At 59.9% G+C, this 17,155-nt stretch carries 14 protein-coding genes; 12 read left to right on the plus strand and 2 right to left on the minus strand.

Going from position 1 to position 17,155, the window contains the following annotated elements; translation table 11 throughout:
• Positions 1–122: 122 nt before the first annotated feature.
• Together CXQ93_RS16585 and CXQ93_RS16590 are read right to left on the minus strand one after the other, a co-directional pair.
• Positions 123–1,226 (minus strand): polyprenyl synthetase family protein, encoded by a 1,104-nt coding sequence (locus tag CXQ93_RS16585; protein ID WP_104111536.1) that lies wholly within the window; start codon positions 1,224–1,226, stop codon positions 123–125.
• Between the two features lie 78 nt (positions 1,227–1,304).
• Entirely contained in the window at positions 1,305–1,877 is a 573-nt protein-coding gene (locus tag CXQ93_RS16590; protein WP_104111537.1) for a hypothetical protein, read from the minus strand.
• A 151-nt stretch (positions 1,878–2,028) separates the two neighbouring features.
• Here CXQ93_RS16590 and dinB point away from each other — a divergent pair, with 151 nt between their 5' ends.
• From dinB to murG, 12 genes are all read left to right on the plus strand, one after another.
• A complete protein-coding gene (gene dinB, locus CXQ93_RS16595) occupies positions 2,029–3,246 on the plus strand; it encodes a DNA polymerase IV (protein WP_308470634.1) in 1,218 nt (405 codons plus the stop codon).
• Positions 3,247–3,493: 247 nt separating this feature from the next.
• On the plus strand, positions 3,494–3,871 hold the full coding sequence (locus CXQ93_RS16600) for a DUF3040 domain-containing protein (protein ID WP_104111539.1): 378 nt from the start codon (positions 3,494–3,496) through the stop codon (positions 3,869–3,871).
• A 492-nt stretch (positions 3,872–4,363) separates the two neighbouring features.
• The gene (gene mraZ, locus CXQ93_RS16605; protein WP_104111578.1) at positions 4,364–4,795 is read left to right on the plus strand and encodes a division/cell wall cluster transcriptional repressor MraZ; all 432 of its coding nucleotides are present in this window, start codon (positions 4,364–4,366) and stop codon (positions 4,793–4,795) included.
• A 350-nt stretch (positions 4,796–5,145) separates the two neighbouring features.
• Entirely contained in the window at positions 5,146–6,144 is a 999-nt protein-coding gene (rsmH, locus tag CXQ93_RS16610; protein ID WP_104111540.1) for a 16S rRNA (cytosine(1402)-N(4))-methyltransferase RsmH, read from the plus strand.
• Positions 6,141–6,839 (plus strand): hypothetical protein, encoded by a 699-nt coding sequence (locus tag CXQ93_RS16615; RefSeq protein ID WP_104111541.1) that lies wholly within the window; start codon positions 6,141–6,143, stop codon positions 6,837–6,839. Before rsmH ends, CXQ93_RS16615 begins: the two co-directional genes overlap by 4 nt.
• Positions 6,840–6,903: 64 nt before the next feature.
• Entirely contained in the window at positions 6,904–8,751 is a 1,848-nt protein-coding gene (locus CXQ93_RS16620; protein ID WP_258069079.1) for a penicillin-binding protein 2, read from the plus strand.
• The gene (locus CXQ93_RS16625; protein WP_104111542.1) at positions 8,748–10,562 is read left to right on the plus strand and encodes a Mur ligase family protein; all 1,815 of its coding nucleotides are present in this window, start codon (positions 8,748–8,750) and stop codon (positions 10,560–10,562) included. The genes CXQ93_RS16620 and CXQ93_RS16625 overlap by 4 nt, the downstream gene beginning before the upstream one ends.
• A complete protein-coding gene (gene murF, locus CXQ93_RS16630; RefSeq protein ID WP_104111543.1) occupies positions 10,555–12,096 on the plus strand; it encodes a UDP-N-acetylmuramoyl-tripeptide--D-alanyl-D-alanine ligase in 1,542 nt (513 codons plus the stop codon). Before CXQ93_RS16625 ends, murF begins: the two co-directional genes overlap by 8 nt.
• Positions 12,097–12,098: 2 nt before the next feature.
• A complete protein-coding gene (mraY, locus tag CXQ93_RS16635; RefSeq protein WP_104111544.1) occupies positions 12,099–13,211 on the plus strand; it encodes a phospho-N-acetylmuramoyl-pentapeptide-transferase in 1,113 nt (370 codons plus the stop codon).
• Positions 13,193–14,746, plus strand: a complete 1,554-nt coding sequence (murD, locus tag CXQ93_RS16640) for a UDP-N-acetylmuramoyl-L-alanine--D-glutamate ligase (protein WP_104111545.1) — start codon at positions 13,193–13,195, stop codon at positions 14,744–14,746. Before mraY ends, murD begins: the two co-directional genes overlap by 19 nt.
• Positions 14,746–16,044 carry a putative lipid II flippase FtsW gene (gene ftsW / locus CXQ93_RS16645; RefSeq protein ID WP_258069080.1) on the plus strand — a complete coding sequence of 433 codons (1,299 nt, stop codon included), beginning with the start codon at positions 14,746–14,748 and terminating at the stop codon, positions 16,042–16,044. The genes murD and ftsW overlap by 1 nt, the downstream gene beginning before the upstream one ends.
• Positions 16,041–17,150: an undecaprenyldiphospho-muramoylpentapeptide beta-N-acetylglucosaminyltransferase gene (gene murG / locus CXQ93_RS16650; RefSeq protein WP_104111546.1), complete on the plus strand. Its 1,110-nt coding sequence runs from the start codon at positions 16,041–16,043 to the stop codon at positions 17,148–17,150. The genes ftsW and murG overlap by 4 nt, the downstream gene beginning before the upstream one ends.
• The last annotated feature ends 5 nt before the right edge of the window (positions 17,151–17,155 follow it).

A 17,155-nucleotide genomic window follows, 5' to 3' on the forward strand; every position in this document is an offset into this window, starting at 1 on the left:
TGCTCTGGTGAATACTTGCCAGGCGCGGCACTATTAACCGGCCAGCTATCCGGAGAGCCGCTATGGTTCTACACCAGCCACAGCGGTCCCTCAGATCGGAACCTGTTGCTCGCTAAGTGGGATCAGGACGTTCTCGATACGGCGCTCTGACCCAAGGCCAGCAGTGCTTCGCGCACAGTTTCTGAAACGGGTAGTTCTGCCAAAGCCGTGAAGGCATCTGTGCTCAGCGCAGCAATCATTTCCTCGGTGCGCTCCAGGGCGCCTGTTTCAAGCATGATGGCGCATAGCTTGGCAATCTCGGCTTCGCTCAGATCCTGACGTCCCAAGTTTTGGTCAACAAAGTCACGGTCCGCTTCCCCAGCTGCATCGATGGTCAGCCCCACCAAAACCGTGCGCTTGCCTTCTCGTAGGTCATCGCCAGCCGGTTTCCCGGTCTGAGCCGGATCTCCGAAGACGCCCAAGACGTCGTCGCGCAGCTGAAAAGCCTCGCCAAGCGGCAGGGCAAAGGCGCTGTAACTATTGAGCATGGAGTCGTCGGCGCCGGCCAAGGCTCCGCCCAACACCAACGGGTGCTCGGAAGAATATTTAGCGCTCTTATAGCGAATAATGGCCGACGCTCTAGCAACAGCTGTTTCGTGAGGTTTCGAGGGCCCAGCCACTTCCTCCAGAATATCCAAATACTGCCCGGCCATGACTTCGGTGCGCATAATGTTGAAGACGTCCCTGGCCCGGCTAGATGAGCCGGTATCGATGCGGGAGAACATTTCTTCGCTCAGCGAGAGGCAAAGATCGCCGGTGAGAATGGCTGCGGCATGACCGAACCGCTCGTTGTCCAGAGACCATTTACTATCAGTGTGCAAAGTGCTGAATCGTTTGTGAACACTGGGACCGCCGCGGCGAGTGTCTGAACGGTCGATGATGTCATCATGAATCAGTGCCGCAGCTTGGAAGAGTTCCAAGGCAGCGCCGGCCTGGATGACGGCGGGTGCATCGGCGGCGCCACCGGCACCGCGCCAACCCCAGTAACACAGCAGAGCTCGCATGCGTTTGCCGCCGGTGACGAGGGTCTTGATGGAGTCAACCAGAACTAGAGTTGCCGGAGAGATTTGCGCCAGAAGCTCATGTTTTTCTGCCAGAAAGCTATTGAGCTGCTGTGCCACCGCCGCAATGAATGCATCGTGTTCGCCGGCAATGGAGACGTCTGACTGGGCAGGCGTGTGGTTCATGCGCTCAAGGTTCCTTGCTGTGGGAGGTGCCGACTGTGACGGCGGCAAATTATGGGGACAGGCCGGACTGCTGAGTGCCTACTTCATTGAGGCTGGCAGCAATGTGGCGCCGACGGTAAAGGTGGACGTCGCCGACGTCACCACCACCGAGACGGTGATGATTTCCTCACCAGCAGCGCGAACGTATGTCTTGAGCGGAACGCCGTCCACAGCATCTCCTGGCTGAGCCTTGAAGCCCTGAGCGGTGAATGACTTGGTGTAGAACGCCAGGATCTGCGCCGGGGTCTCGGTGGTAGTAGCCGTCAGCGACGTTGTTGAAACGGTGCTGCCCGTTTCGAGGCTGGAAGCCTGAATTTGTGCACCCTTGGGCAGCGGAATCACCTTGGCGGGGAAGCCGGCGACCAATTCTTTGATGGCCGTCTGGGCAGTAGCAGTAGCAGTTGCTGTGCTGCTGGCTGATGCTGAACTAGAAGTAGCGGAAGAAGACGTTGCAGCCACGGTTGCACCAGAAGTTGCGGACGCGCTCGTGGTGGTCCCGTCCGGTTCGCCGGCACCGGAACACGCAGCCAAGAGCAAAGCTGTGGAGACTGCGGCGGCTGCCAGCAGCTGCTTGCGGCGGGGTGCCAGTGCGCGAAGCGGGGTGGGATTCATGACTGATTTCCTTAGCTGCAGGTGCCGGGTCGGTGACATCTTCATCAGTTTACCCATGTTGGGCAGCGCCGCCCTTGCTGTGTTGCGTTCCTCACCCCGGTGGGCTGTGGCAACGATTGGGTGCACCAAGCGGGTTCACTAGACTGAGCGTGTGAATCAGCCCGAACTACCTGCGGAGCCGCCCGCCCTCGACCAGGGAGGGTGCACCATCATGCATGTGGACATGGACGCCTTCTTTGTCGCAGCGGAACTGCGTACACGCCCGGAACTCAAGGGGAAGATGGTCATTGTGGGCCATCCCGAGGGGCGGTCAGTAGTATTGTCAGCTTCCTACGAAGCCCGCGCCCGTGGCGTCCGTTCAGCCATGCCCATGTCCACGGCACAGCGGATCTGCCCAGCCGCCGTCGTTATTGCCCCACAGCACCAGCTCTACCAGCAGATTTCCGGCCAGATCATGGGGATCTTTCATTCCATTACTGACACAGTGGAGCAGCTCAGTGTTGACGAGGCGTTTCTGGATGTCAGCGGATCCCTGCGCCGGCTGGGGACGCCGCTGGAGATTGGCGCCCAGATTCGTGCTCGGATTTCCGCCGAACTGGGCATAACGGCCTCGGTGGGCATTGCATCCAGCAAATTTGTTGCCAAGGTAGCCTCCACCCGGTGCAAGCCGAACGGGATGCTGCTGATCGAAAAGTCCCGCACGGTAGAATATTTGCACACCCTCCCCGTGGAAGCGCTCTGGGGCGTGGGAGAGAAGACCCGCCAGTCACTTGCCCGGCTGGGGATCTTCACCGTTGCCGACGTCGCTGGGACACCGCTCTCCACCCTGCAACGGGCGTTGGGAGTCACCGGCGCGAACCTGCACGCCCTTGCATGGGGGATCGATCCGCGGCCTGTCACCCCTGCTCACCAGGAGAAGAGCATTGGTGCCGAAGAGACCTTCGCCGTTGACACGCACGACGACGAGATCCTCACCCGTGAGTTGCTGAGGCTCTCACACCGGGTGGCCACAAGAATGCGCCAAGGGGCTTTTAGCGGGCGGACCGTCGCGCTGAAAGTTAAGTACGCCGACTTTTCCACCATCAGCCGCTCACGAACTCTCGGAGCAGGGACAGATAACGCGGCAACCATTTACGGCGCGGCAGTAGGGCTGTTGCAGGGACTCGGACCGCGATCCCAAGCGGTGCGGCTGATCGGCGTTCGCATGGAAAAGCTCGAAGCTGTCCACGATGTTCCGTTGCAACTTGAGTTGGATCCGCGGGATGAGCATTCACGCAACGCGCAGGCAGTGGGGGATGCCATTGCTGCCCGCTTTGGAAGCGCCAAAATTGGTCCCGCCAGGCTCCTGAAACCCCGGGATCAGCCTTAGCTGGCGGAGCTGTTCGGTAACTTCAAGATAGCGTCAAGACACCGACGTCACACTGGGTACCAGTTCGGCACTTTCACGCCTATTGTTAGTACTAGAAGTTGACACTTTGACAGCTTCAATGCTGTTGGCACTCAAGCCGTCAGAATCAAGAGCGGAATCCGCAATTGCCCTGGCAACTCGGGAACTAACACTGATGTCAAGGCGTTAACGAGTCAAGTGCCACGGTTCTGACCTGAAGGAGGTCGTCATGCCCCTCTCTGAGCACGAACAGAGATTGCTGGATCAACTAGAGCAGCAACTGCATGCTGAAGATCCAAAATTTGCCAATGCCTTGTCGAGCTCGCCGGCGCGCTCAATGTCGACGCGAAACGTAGTCATTGGCGTCTTGGTGATGATTGTTGGGCTGCTCATACTGCTCGGCGGTGTGGCGACGCAACTGATAGTTGTGGGTGTTTTGGGCTTCCTCGTCATGGGTGCGGGGGTCTATTTCGCAGTTTCGAAAGCAAAATCCAGCGATGCAGGACCAGCCGCGAGTAAAGACGGAGTCAAGTCTGCAGCGAAGCAGAAGAGTGGTTTCATGAGCAACCTCGAAGAAAAGTGGGACGAACGGCGTCGGGAGCAGTAACTCCGCTTTAACGCTTCACCCCGTTAGTCAACAAGTCGTCATCCTTGAGACGGCGTTGGCGGATGGAGACAATGTTTGAGCATTGTCTCCATCCGCCAACGCCGTCTCTTTTGCGTTACTAGGGTTGGTGCGTCTTGGACAGTGGCCCGGCGCAGCTTCCCGGAGCCCATCACGCCCCCACCTGTTCTCCCTCCGCTGTCCACTCCCGGATGCTCCTTTTTCCTCCCCGGCGGGTCACGACGAGCCCAAAAGTAGTGCTGGAGTGGTTCTTGAGCCACATTTTCGGCTACAGCCGGCGTCATTATTGACTTTTCCCTCCACCGTTTGTTGTGCCAAAACATCGCCGCCATCACGCGGAATTTACTCGCGACACGGTGACGAAATCAGGCCTTATGAAGTTGACGGTGGAGGATTGTGGAGTAATGTGGAGCACGTAAGAGGGGAATGGGGCTGGATTGGTCAAAAGCTCTCAACAATGAAGGCGGTGTCGGGTTGTTTCTCGGAACACACTCACCGCGTCTTGATGAGAAGGGACGGATCATTCTGCCCGCTAAATTCCGGGAGGAATTATCCAGCGGCCTGGTCTTAACCAAAGGGCAGGAAAACTGTATTTACGTGTTCAGCGCACGGGAGTTTGAAAAGGTGCTGGCTCAGATGCAGGATGCGCCACTGTCCAACATGGCGGCCCGTGACTACATTCGAATCTTCCTGTCTGGGGCCTCTGATGAGGTTCCGGATAAGCAGGGGCGGGTCACCATTCCAGCGGCTTTGCGTTCCTACGCAGGGCTGGAGAAGGAACTGGTCGTCATTGGCGCAGGTAGCAGGGCTGAGATCTGGGATGCACCTTCCTGGAACGAATACTTGGCAGCCAAGGAGATGGCCTTCTCGGCAACAGACGAGTTGGGTATTCCAGGCATTAGTTAGTGCCTGAGAGGCCAAGCGCAAAACAGCACCAAACAGCACCAAACAGCAGCAATGAACAAGAGCAGCACGGCAATAACGGTGGTCTTGAATGAGATCTCCAGCCGCCCAGCAAGGCCGTCAAACCTGGCTCACCTTCCCCGGAGCCAGGCAGGACGGGGCTTGGCGCGGAGGGGGATCTGGTTTAAGACCGGCAACGGTCTCAAACCGGCACAGTGCAGCGACGCACGCGGGCCGCCTGAACCAGATCAGTACCAAGTAAGACCTGCAGGAAAATATTTATCGCCAGTGAGCAATGCCATGGGGGAACGAGAATCCCCTCCCGGTTTTGACCGAAGAGAAACGGAGTCGTGATGACGTCGGAAACCCCCACGCCACCTACGTCCGAACGCCACACTCCAGTTCTAAAAGATCGCTGCATCAACCTCCTGGCTCCTGCCTTTGAGGTGGCCCGAGCTGCGGGGCGCACCCCTGTTGTCATTGACGCCACGTTGGGCATGGGCGGGCACAGCGAAGCCATGTTGCAGCGCTACCCTGATTTGCATCTGATTGGCATCGATCGCGACACCGAAGCGTTGGGCTTGGCCGGAGAGCGGTTGTCACCGTTTAAGGACCGCACCGACCTGGTCCATGCGGTGTACGACGAGATTGCCGATGTTTTGGCCGACCTGGGGGTTCCCAGCATTGACGGCATCCTGATGGACCTCGGAGTCTCCTCCTTGCAACTTGATGAACGTGATCGCGGATTCGCTTACTCCTTCGATGCACCCCTTGACATGCGCATGGACACCAGCCGCGGCCAGACAGCAGCCGATGTGATCAACAGCTACTCGGAAGAGGAGCTGGTGCGCATCATCCGCAAGTGGGGCGAGGAGAAGTTCGCCGGACGCATTGCCAATCACATTGTCGCCGCACGCGATAAGGCCCCGCTGACACGCACAGGGGAGCTGGTGGAGATCATCCGCAACGTTGTTCCCTCCGGAGCCGCCAAGACCGGTGGGCACCCTGCAAAACGGACGTTCCAAGCGCTGCGCATTGAAGTCAACGAGGAACTGAGCGTTCTCGAGACCGCGATTCCCGCGGCCGTGGATGCTCTCAGCCTCCACGGCCGCGCTGTGGTGATGTCTTATCACTCGCTGGAAGACAAGATCGTCAAGGCCGTCTTCGCAGCAGGAGCCGCATCGTCGGCTCCTGCGGGATTCCCCGTGGAGCTCGAAGAGCACAAGGCCACCTTGAAACGCCTGACCAAGGGCACTGAAATACCAACAGCGCAGGAAATTGCAGAGAATCCAAGGGCAGCATCAGCACGCTTGCGGGCCGTGGAAAAGATCAGAATCAGGAGTGCCGTATGAGCCAGAACGCCCTACGCTCCAGCCATGTCGTTGTGGGCAACACTGCCCGCGTCCTGACCGAGCCTCTGCCCCCTGTTGCGCCCTCGGAACCGAAGGTCAAAAAGTCTAGGGCTGCGTTGTCACTGGTGGTGTCAGCACCGCGAGGCGGGCGCTCATCCTTGGCGGTGACACTGCTGCTGATGGTGGCAGTGGCCTTGGGTGTGGTTCTGGTGATGAGTATTTCCGTTTCAAAGGGCCAGTACGAGCTGGTGGACCTGAAGAGTCAGCAATCCGAGCTGATCAAGGCGAACCAGTCTATGGAACAGGAAATTGCTGCGAAGCAGGCTCCTCAGGAACTGGCGGCACAGGCTGCGGCGCTGGGCATGGTTCCGGCAGGCGTCACGGGACAAATTGATGTGCGAACCAAGTCCGTCAGCGGTTCGCCGCTGCCGGCCTCGGCCGATACCAAAGGCCTGGTAGACATACCGGCCGCCGTCATCGACACGCCGCAGGCTCCTGTTCCGGTTGAAGCCCCGCTGAGCCCCGCGGCCCAGGTCAATGCCACGGAAAACAGTGACGCTGAAGACACTGCAGCCAAGGCCAGCGCGGCTAAACCCAGCGCTGTCAAAGAGACGCCGAAGCCCGCGGCCAATGTGCCGGCCACTCCTGACCTTAATGGCGGCACCATTCCGGGACCGGCACAAAAGGACAGTTAACTTTTCTATGATGGACTGAGCGCTTCACCAATTCGCGAAGCAAGGAATGCAAGGAACTCAAGCGGTGGTACAAAACTCAAGTCCGAGCGCACGTGGTGCAAATGCACAGCAACTCAATAAGATCGGCCGCGGGCGCATCGGGTGGGGTTTCATCGCCATGATGGTTATCCTGCTCATCATCGCCGGCAGGCTGGTCCTGGTGCAGGGCCTGGATGTGGGCAACATGGCGCAGGCGGCCGAGAACCAGCGCAAGGTGGTTCAGACGCTGCCAGCTGTCCGCGGGAAAATTGTTGACGTCAAGGGAAAAGTACTTGCCGAAAGCATCATTCGCTACAACATCACCGTTTCCCAGATTAACTTTGCGCAGTACCCCGAGTTTAAGCGGGTCGACATTGACCCAAAGACCGGTGAAGGAATCATTGATCCGGCAACCGGCCAGTGGAAAGTGGAAAGCTTCACTGCTGATGAGGGCATCGAGCAGTTGTCCCAGCTTTTGAAGCTGCCCTTCGATGACGTCAAAAAGAGCGTGACAGGCGATAAGGTCCATAACTTCGTTGCCATGGATGTCAGCCCGCAAGTTGAGCAGCAAGTCGCCGCGCTGCGAGTTCCTGGCATCTACTCCGAAGTTGTCACAAAGCGCGTCTACCCCATGGGAGCCGTGGGTGGCCCCATCGTGGGATTCTTGGACAAACAGGGCAAGGCATTGGCTGGCATTGAGCAGACAATGGATGCCAAATTGACAGGGAAAGACGGTTCGCGGACCTATCAGGCAGGCAAGAACGGCATTATCATTCCCACGGCCCCGGTCCGCACCGTCCCGGCTGTTGACGGGCAAACTGTCAAGCTCACCATTGACCAAGATATCCAGTTCTACGCGCAGCAGGCCGCACAGCAGCAAAAAGAGCAGTACAAAGCTGAATGGGTCAGCATCACAGTTGTGGAGGCCAAGACCGGCAAGGCCGTGGCCATCGCTGACAGTGACTCCTATGATCCCAACAATGTGGGCGCCTCAGATCCCTCCGACATTGGCTCACGCAGCATCAGCTCGGTGGTGGAGCCTGGCTCCACCAGCAAGATCATGACGGCCGCGGCCTTGGTTCAAGAAGGCCTGGCCACGCCCCTGAGTGAGTATCTGGTGCCACCAACGTTGACCATTGACGGGCAGAATTTCTCTGACTCCTTCACCCATGGAACCGAGAAGCGCACTCTTTCCGGAATCATCACCGATTCCATGAACACCGGAACAGTCATGGCCGGATCCAAGCTCAGCCTGCAGCAGCGCTATGACTACATGCGTAAGTTCGGCGTGGGGGAGAAGACGGGCATTGCACTGCCGGGTGAGAGCCCGGGCATCCTGGCGAAATGGCAGAACTGGGACGGCCGGCAGCAGTACACGGTGCTGTTCGGTCAGGGTGTTGCGCAAACCCCGCTGCAAACCACCATGGTCTTCCAAACCATCGCTAACAACGGCGTCCGGCTCAAGCCAGCCATCATCGACTCCTTCACCCACGCCGATGGCACGGTGGAGACGGTTCCCCAGGCCCCCGGTGTGAAGGTCATTAGCCCCGAGACGGCCAAGGACGCCAGGGACATGCTTGAAGGCGTGGTGACCATGACCGACTACAAGGTAGTCGACATTCCCGGCTACCGCACTGGCGGCAAGACAGGCACCGCCGAGGCGCCTGCCGATAATGGTGTGGGCTTCGACGGCTACACCACCTCCTTCATCGGCATGGCGCCCATGGATGATCCCCGCTATGTGGTGGGTATAACTGTCCAACGTCCGCAAGGCAACGTCTATGGAATCACTCAGGGGTATACGTTTAATCAAGTGATGGGGCAGGTGCTTCGCAGCAACGATGTGCCGCCTTCCACCACCCCGCCCGTCAAGCTCCCCAAGTTTTACAAATGAGACGCAACCCCGAAGATTTCTCCGTGGATTCTGCAGTAGAAAAGGATTTCGTTCAAGTGCCTGTGAACACCCCCGGCAACCCCTTGCGGCCTAGCCGCCACAGTGGCGCCACTCTAGCCGAGTTGGCCGGCGTGGCGGGCCTGCTCCCTGAAAGCGTGCCTTTCGAGCAGGCCAGCATCCGCATCACAGGTGTGAGCCTTGATTCAAGAGCCGTCTGGCCGGGAGATTTGTACCTTGCGCTGCCTGGCGCCCGAAGCCATGGCGCGTCCTTTGCCGAGGCCGCCATTTCCTCGGGTGCTCTTGCCATCATGACGGACGACGCCGGAGCCCGGCTCTTGGGTGAATCGGCAGCTGTGCCGGTGCTTGTGGTGCAAGACGCGCGCGCTGTGGCCGGGAAGCTGGCCGCTGCGGTCTACGGAACTTCGGGAACCGCTGCAGCAAGTGAGCGTAACTCATTGGAGCTGTTCGGGCTCACGGGCACCAACGGCAAGACCACCACCACGTATTTTTTGAACTCGCTGCTGCGGGCACTCGGTCATGGCACCGGACTGATTGGCACCATTGAAATCCTGGCTGGCGAGGAAGCAATTCCCAGCAAGCTGACCACGCCGGAATCCACAGATGTCCACGCACTCGTTGCCCTCATGGCGGAAAAGGGTTTGAGTGCCGCGTCCATGGAGGTTTCCTCGCACGCGCTGGCCTTCGGCCGCGTGGATGGTGTGGTCTTTGACGTTGCCGGCTTCACCAACCTCACACAGGACCATCTGGACCTGCACGGTGGCATGGACGGCTACTTTGACACCAAGGCCGCATTGTTCACTCCAGCGCACTCCCGGCAGGCTGTCATCACGATTGATGATGTTTGGGGCCAGCGCATGGCGGCAGCATCAACCGTTCCCACCGTCACCCTGTCCACCCACCCCCCTGTGGCTGGAACAGACGCACCTTCGGGCACAGGCACCCAGGTTGCGGATTGGCAGGTGCTGGATGTTCGCCGGGAGGGAGTGGGCTCACGCTTCACACTCAGCGGACCCAACGGCACGCTGCTTAACGTCCGCACCGGCCTCCCCGGTGGATTTAACGTCTCCAACGCGGCGTTGGCACTGGTCATGGTGGCCACCAAGTTACGGGGGATAAGCGCGCAGGCAAGCTCCGGCGTCGAACGTGTTGAGTCCTCAACAAGCCCAGAGAGTACAGCAAGCAACCAGCAGTTCCAAGCACACGTGGCGCGCTTACAGGATGCTTTGGACCGCCATGATCCGTTCACCGTGGAAGTGCCGGGCCGGATGCAGTTGATTGGCACGGCACCCGTGGCGGTAGTGGACTTTGCGCACAATCCCGACGCCCTGGCCAGGGCGCTGGACGCCGTTCGGCCTGACACTCCGGACGCCCGCGTGATCGCCGTCTTTGGTGCCACGGGGGAACGCGATGCCACCAAGCGTCCCATTATGGGTGCAGTGGTTGCCCAGGGTGCGGACGTGGTTATTATCACCGACGACGATCCGCACGACGAGGACCCTGCAGGCATTCGCGCCAGTGTCCTGGCCGGTGCACGCGATGCCAATGATTCCGCCAATCTGGGCCGCATCATTGAGGAGATCGCCCCGCGAGCCGCAGCGATCGCCCGAGCCGTGGAAATAGCCCGAGCCCAGGACGTTATTCTGGTCGCCGGACGCGGCCATGAAGTTTACCAAGAGGTCAAAGGGGTCAACTTTTCCCTCGATGATCGGGTTGAATTGCGCGCGGCCCTGGTGGCCCGCGGATTCCCCCTTACCGTTGCAAGCAAGATAGAGTCACCAACTGATGATTGAAATTACAGCAGCCCAAATCGCCGAGCTCACTCAGGGCACCCTGACGCCGGGCACCGACCCGGATCTGCTCATTGATGTCGCCGCCATCATCACCGATTCTCGTGATGCCCGCGCCGGCAGCTTGTACGTGGCCAAGGCCGGTGAAGCGGCCGACGGTCATGACTTCATCGCCGCAGCCTTCGCCGCCGGTGCCGTGCTGACACTTGCCGAGCGGGAAGTAGCGTTCGACGACGGAACTCCCGTCCCGGCTGTCATCGTCGCTGACTCCGTGCTCGCCATGGGATCGCTTGCGGCCGAGGTGGTGCGCCAGATCCGCGCCCATTCTCCTCTGAGTGTCATTGGCATCACCGGTTCTGCTGGCAAGACCACCACCAAGGACTTGTTGGCGGGCATTCTGTCCCCGCTGGGTCCCACTGTGGCTCCTGTGGGCTCCTATAACGGTGAAGTGGGTGTGCCGCTGACGGTCTTCCGCGCAGATGAGGACACTCGCTATCTCATCATCGAAATGGGTGCCACGAAGATGGGGCAGATCCGGTACCTGGGTGCCCTGGTGCGCCCCGATCTGGGTGTGGTTCTCGGTGTGGGCAGCGCGCATGCCGGCGAATTTGGCTCCATAGACAATATTGCCGTGGCCAAGGGCGAGCTCGTGGAGGCGTTGACCCCCACTGGACGGGCCCTGCTCAACTTTGACGACGGCCGTGTCCGAGCCATGGCCGCCCGTTCCGGCGCTCCCGTGAGTTTCTTCAGCAGCGCTGACGCTGATGTCCTGCTCGGCGCCGGAGCAACTCCCGGTGCAGGCACCCTTGCCAACGGGCCGGCGTCGGATGAGATGGTCCTGGCCCGCAACGTGCGCACCAACGCCGACGGGCAGCCCGAGTTTGAACTCAGTTTCCCCGGACGCTCCGAGCCGCTGCACGTGGCCAGCAAGCTGTTGGGGCTGCACCACGTCACGAATCTGCTCGCCGCCGCCTCCGCAGCGCACGCCGCCGGAGCCACCCCGGAGCAGATCGTGGCCTCGCTCAATGAGCAGCGCGCCAGCAGCCGGTACAGGATGGAACGTACCGACCGCAGCGATGGTGTGACGGTCATCAATGACGCCTACAACGCCAATCCGGAATCCATGCGTGCTGCCTTGCGCACCTTGGCCGAGTTGGGCGGCAGCGGTGCCCGGCGTACCTGGGCTGTGCTGGGGGAGATGCTGGAACTTGGCGAAGATTCGGTGCTGGAGCACGATGCCGTGGGCCGGGTTGCTGTACGGTTGAACATTTCCCGGCTGCTGGTTGTTGGCCAGGGTGCCCGCGCCATGCATGTGGGAGCAGTCATGGAAGGTTCCTGGGGAGATGAATCAATGTTCTTCCCCGATGCGGACGCCGCTGCGGCCGTTCTGGACGCCGAATTGGCGCCTGGAGACATTGTCTTGTTCAAGTCCTCCAATGGCGCTGGGCTTCGGTTCTTAGGCGATCGGATAGCATTACCCCCGGGGAATAGCCCCACATCATCAAGCGATATCACTTCAGGCGAAAGGACTGCCTAGCCATGATTGCACTGCTCATTGGAGCTGGCTTGGCTTTGGCCTTTGCCATGATCGGCACACCCATCTTCATCAAGTTCCTGGTGCGGCAAGGGTACGGCCAGATCATTCGAGAAGACGGCCCCACCACACACCAGATCAAGCGCGGTACCCCCACCATGGGCGGCACCGTGGTGATTGGTTCTGTCGTGGCCTCCTACTTCATCACGCACTTGATTGTGTGGTTGATCAACAATAATTCCACCGGCCCCACAGCCTCAGGTTTGCTCATGATCTACCTCATGGTGGGCATGGGACTGGTTGGTTTCCTGGATGACTTCCTGAAGATCACCAAGCAGCACAACACCGGATTGAACCCCAAGGGCAAGCTCGTGGGCCAGGCCGTGGTGGGCATTTCCTTTGCCGTGATGGCGTTGGGCTTCCCTGATAGTTCCGGCCGTACTCCGGCGAGCACGTTCATATCCTTTGCCCGCGACATCCCCTCCCTGAACCTGGCCTTCGCTGGTGCAGGGCTGGGCGTGGTGCTGTTTGTTATCTGGTCCAACTTGATCATCACAGCAGCCACCAACGGCGTGAACTTGACTGACGGTTTGGACGGGCTGGCCACGGGCGCCGCCATTCTAGTCTTCGGTGCCTACACTCTCATCGGCCTGTGGCAGAGCAGCCAAGGTTGCGGCTCCCACAAGGTACCCGCTGAGACCGTCTGCTACGAGGTCCGCGACCCGCTAGATCTGTCCTTGATTTCGGTCATCATGTTTGCGGCGTTGATTGGTTTCCTCTGGTGGAATACCTCCCCAGCCAAGATTTTCATGGGTGACACCGGATCCCTCGCCATTGGTGGCGCCATTGCCGCCTTCGCCATCTTGTCCCGCACCGAACTGCTGCTGCCCATCATTGGCGGACTGTTCGTTATCATCTCCGCTTCCGTCATCATCCAGGTGGGCTACTTCAAGCTGAGCCGTGGCAAGCGAGTCTTCCTCATGGCACCGTTGCAGCACCACTTCGAGCTCAAGGGCTGGAAAGAAGTCACAGTGGTAGTCAGGTTCTGGATTCTGGCAGGACTGCTGGTAGCTGTGGGACTGGGAGCTTTTTACGCTGAATGGATTGTTCGACTGTGAGTGCATTGCAAGACCGACTTGATTCACTGACCAGCTGGGATGCCGACTGGGCTGGGCTGCGTGTGGTTGTCACGGGCATCAGTAAGACCGGCTTTTCTGTGGCCGATACCTTGGCCGAGCTCGGTGCCCAGGTGGTCGTTGTTGCCGCCTCGGACGACGACGACGCCCGGGCTAATGCTGACACCCTCAAGATTGTTGGGGTCACCCAGGTGATCCTGGGTGAGGAAAGCTCCACCGTCCTGCCGCAGGTTGCTGGGGAGATAGCCCAACTGGTGGTCACGAGCCCGGGCTACAAGCCATCTCACCCTCTGCTGGCTGCTGCAGCAGAGGCGGGTATTCCCATCTGGGGTGACGTTGAATTGGCGTGGCGGGTGCGCCAGCGCGAGGGCAGGAAGACTGCTCGCTGGATCACCATCACCGGCACCAATGGCAAAACCACCACCACCACCATGGTGGAAGCTATGCTGCAAGCCGCAGGCCTGCGGGCCATTGCCGCCGGCAATATTGGCACCCCCATTCTTGATGCTGTTCGAGATCCCGAGGGCTGGGATTTCTTGGCAGTTGAACTCTCCACGTTCCAATTGCACTGGACCGAGTCCCTGGCGCCAGTGGCTAGTGTGTGCCTGAACCTGGCCGAAGATCACGTTGACTGGCATGGTAGCTTTGCCGCCTACGCCGCAGACAAAGCCAAGGTTTACGCCAACACCGAACTTGCCTGCGTGTACAACGCGGAACAAATTGAGACCGAGCGCATGGTTCAAGAAGCCGATGTGCAAGAAGGTTGCCGAGCCATCGGCTTCACCACGGGAATTCCGGCCATCAGCATGGTCGGTGTGGTGGAAGGACTGCTCGTGGACAGGGCGTTCATTGCAGAACGCAAGGACTCCGCTACCGAGCTGGCCAAGGTCAGCGATATTGGTGAGCTGGTGCCGCGGCACCTTGTGGCCAACGCCGCCGCCGCAGCCGCACTCGTGCGGGCCTGTGGCCTCACTGCCGAGGATGTGCGCAAGGGTTTGGTGAACTACCAAAACGGTGACCACCGCATCCAGGCTGTTGCCAAGGCCGGTGGTGTTTTGTGGGTCAATGACTCCAAAGCCACCAACCCGCATGCGGCAGCTGCCTCACTGGCAGCATTCAAGCCAGTCATCTGGATTGCTGGCGGACTGTCCAAGGGCGTTGATTATGACGATCTTGTCAGCAAACACGCGGCGCGGCTCAAAGCAGTGGTGCTGATTGGTGCCGACAGTTCTGATTTGGCCAGTTCCCTGGAGCGCCTAGCCCCGGATGTGCAGGTCATTGCCACGCATGCCAGCGGTGGACGGCGTTCCAGCGGCTCTGAGCTGCGCGGTGACGCTGTCATGGCCGAGGCCGTTGCAGTGGCAGCGTCATTGGCAGTGGACGGGGACACGGTGCTGATGGCTCCGGCGTCGGCCTCCATGGACCAATTCACCTCTTACGCCCATCGTGGCAATGCCTTCATTGAATCAGTCCGGGAGCTTCTGGAATCACGGGCAAGCGTCAACAAGGAGTCATAGTGGCAAAAAAGCCCGCACAGCCAAGCCGGTCCGGCAAAGCCACACCCGCTGCGGCCGTCAAGGGTTCTGCCCCCGTAACAGCTGTTGCGGCAGCCACTGTGAACCGGACGCCGCAGTCCGCTCCTGTCAAAGAGTCGCCCGGTAAGGCCAAACTGTTTCCGCGATTCCGGAGTTGGTTCAATTTTCGGGTTGGCAGGCCCACCTCGGCCTACTACTGGATCATTGGCACCACCCTGGCCCTGACGCTGATTGGGCGCATGACTGTGCTCTCGGCGTCCACGGCCGAGACCATCTCAGAAGGCAAAGACCCTTACGACCTCTTCATCAAGGAGGCGGGGTTCGCCGTCATTGGGCTGGTGCTCATGTTTATTTTGTCGTGCGTACCGCCGGCATTGTGGAAAAAGGTAGCGCCCTATTTGCTCGGCTTGGCCGTAGTCCTGTTGGCGCTGGTGTTCACCCCCCTGGGCGTGGACGTTCAGGGCAATAAGAACTGGCTCGGTTTGGGCGGTGTCCAATTCCAGCCCTCCGAAGCCGCCAAACTGGCGCTGGCTGTGTGGATGGGTGCCGTCCTTGCAGCGAAGGGGAGCCTCATCCGCCGCTTTGTCCACGTGGTGATCCCTGTGGGAATTGGCGGAGGAATGATCCTCGCCTTGATCTTGTTGGGTAAAGATCTGGGAACCGCAATCATCGTGGGCATCATGGTCTTGGCGGGCCTGATGTTCGCTGCAGTACCCAAGCGCTTCCTGTTCCTGGCATTGGGTGCCGGGGCACTTGTGGCGTTCCTGTTCTCCTTCTTCAGCGATAACCGCAGCGGCCGTATTTCCAGCTGGCTGGGCGATTGCAGTGTGGATGGCGCCTGTGATCAGTACCTGAACGGCGCCTACGCCCTGGCCTCCGGTGGCTGGTTTGGTGTGGGTCTGGGTCAGAGCCGGCAGAAGTGGAACTGGATTCCCGAAGCTCACAACGACTTCATCTTTGCCATCATTGGTGAGGAGTTCGGCTTGTTGGGCACCTTGGTCATTGTCGGCTTGTACGCCGTGCTGGCGTTCTCCATCTTCCGAGTCATCAACTCCCGCAATGATCCCTTCAGTCGAGTTGTCTGCGGCATGATCATGACCTGGATCATTGGCCAGGCAGTGGTTAACATTGCCGTGGTGGTTGGTCTGCTTCCGGTGATTGGTGTTCCCCTGCCCTTGATTTCCTACGGTGGAACATCGCTGATCATGGTACTTGCGGCACTTGGCGTTGTTCTGTCCTTTTCCCGTACTGAGCCCGAAAGAAACTTGTTAACTTCATGACACAGATCCACACCACACCCCTGTCAGTAGTGCTGGCCGGGGGCGGCTCGGCAGGGCACGTCAGCCCGCTACTAGCCATTGCCGCTGCCATCCGGGCCACGGATCCGGACAGTGCCATCGTGGCCGTCGGCACCAAGGAAGGGCTGGAAACCACGTTGGTGCCAGCTGCAGGTTTTGAGCTGGCGTTCGTTGGCCGCATTCCGCTGCCGCGCAAACCCTCCATGGATTTGGTGAAACTTCCGGTACGGATGTTCGGCGCCATTTCCGATGCCAAGCGGATCCTTAAAGATGCCAAGGCAGATGTTCTGGTGGGTGTGGGAGGTTACGTCTGCACCCCCATGTACCTGGCTGCTAAATCACTGGGTGTTCCCATCGTGATTCACGAGGCCAACACTAAAGCCGGTCTGGCTAATAAGGTGGGCGCACGTTTCACTACCAATGTGGGAACCGCCTTCGCCGCAACAGCCATCCGCCACGCACACCTGGTGGGCATGCCCATGCGCAAGGAAATCGCCACCTTGCAACGCGGCGCTGCCCAGGCCGCAGCGCGGGAGCGCCTTGGCCTTGCGCAGCAGCAGCCCACGTTGATTGTCACTGGCGGCTCGTTGGGCGCGTTGCGACTGAACCAAGCTATTGCCGGCTCACTTCAGGAACTTGCCAACGCCGGTATTCAAACCCTCCACATCACAGGCAAGGGCAAGGCCGTCCTCGGCCCCGACGGCGAGCTGTTGGCTGCGGCGGGTTACCGCCAAGTGGAGTACGTTGAGCGCATGGAAGATGTCTACGCGGCGGCAGATTTACTCTTGTGCCGCTCTGGTGCCGGAACAGTGTCGGAGGTGGCCGCCGTCGGGCTTCCAGCAGTGTTTGTGCCCCTGCCCATTGGCAACGGTGAGCAGGCACGCAACGCAGCCGGGCTAGTTGCAGCTGATGCTGCCCTGCTAGTCCCAGACAGCGCCCTGGATGCCGCTTGGGTGCGTAGCGAGCTCATACCACTGTGCCTGGACGCGCCGCGGTTGGAACGCCTGAGCGCCAATACCGCAGGGCTGGGCATTAGGGACGCCGCCGAAAGCATGGCCGCCATGGTCTTTGCCGCGAGCGGAAAGTGAAGGAC

Source organism: Arthrobacter sp. N199823 (assembly GCF_002929705.1).
Lineage (GTDB): Bacteria > Actinomycetota > Actinomycetes > Actinomycetales > Micrococcaceae > Specibacter.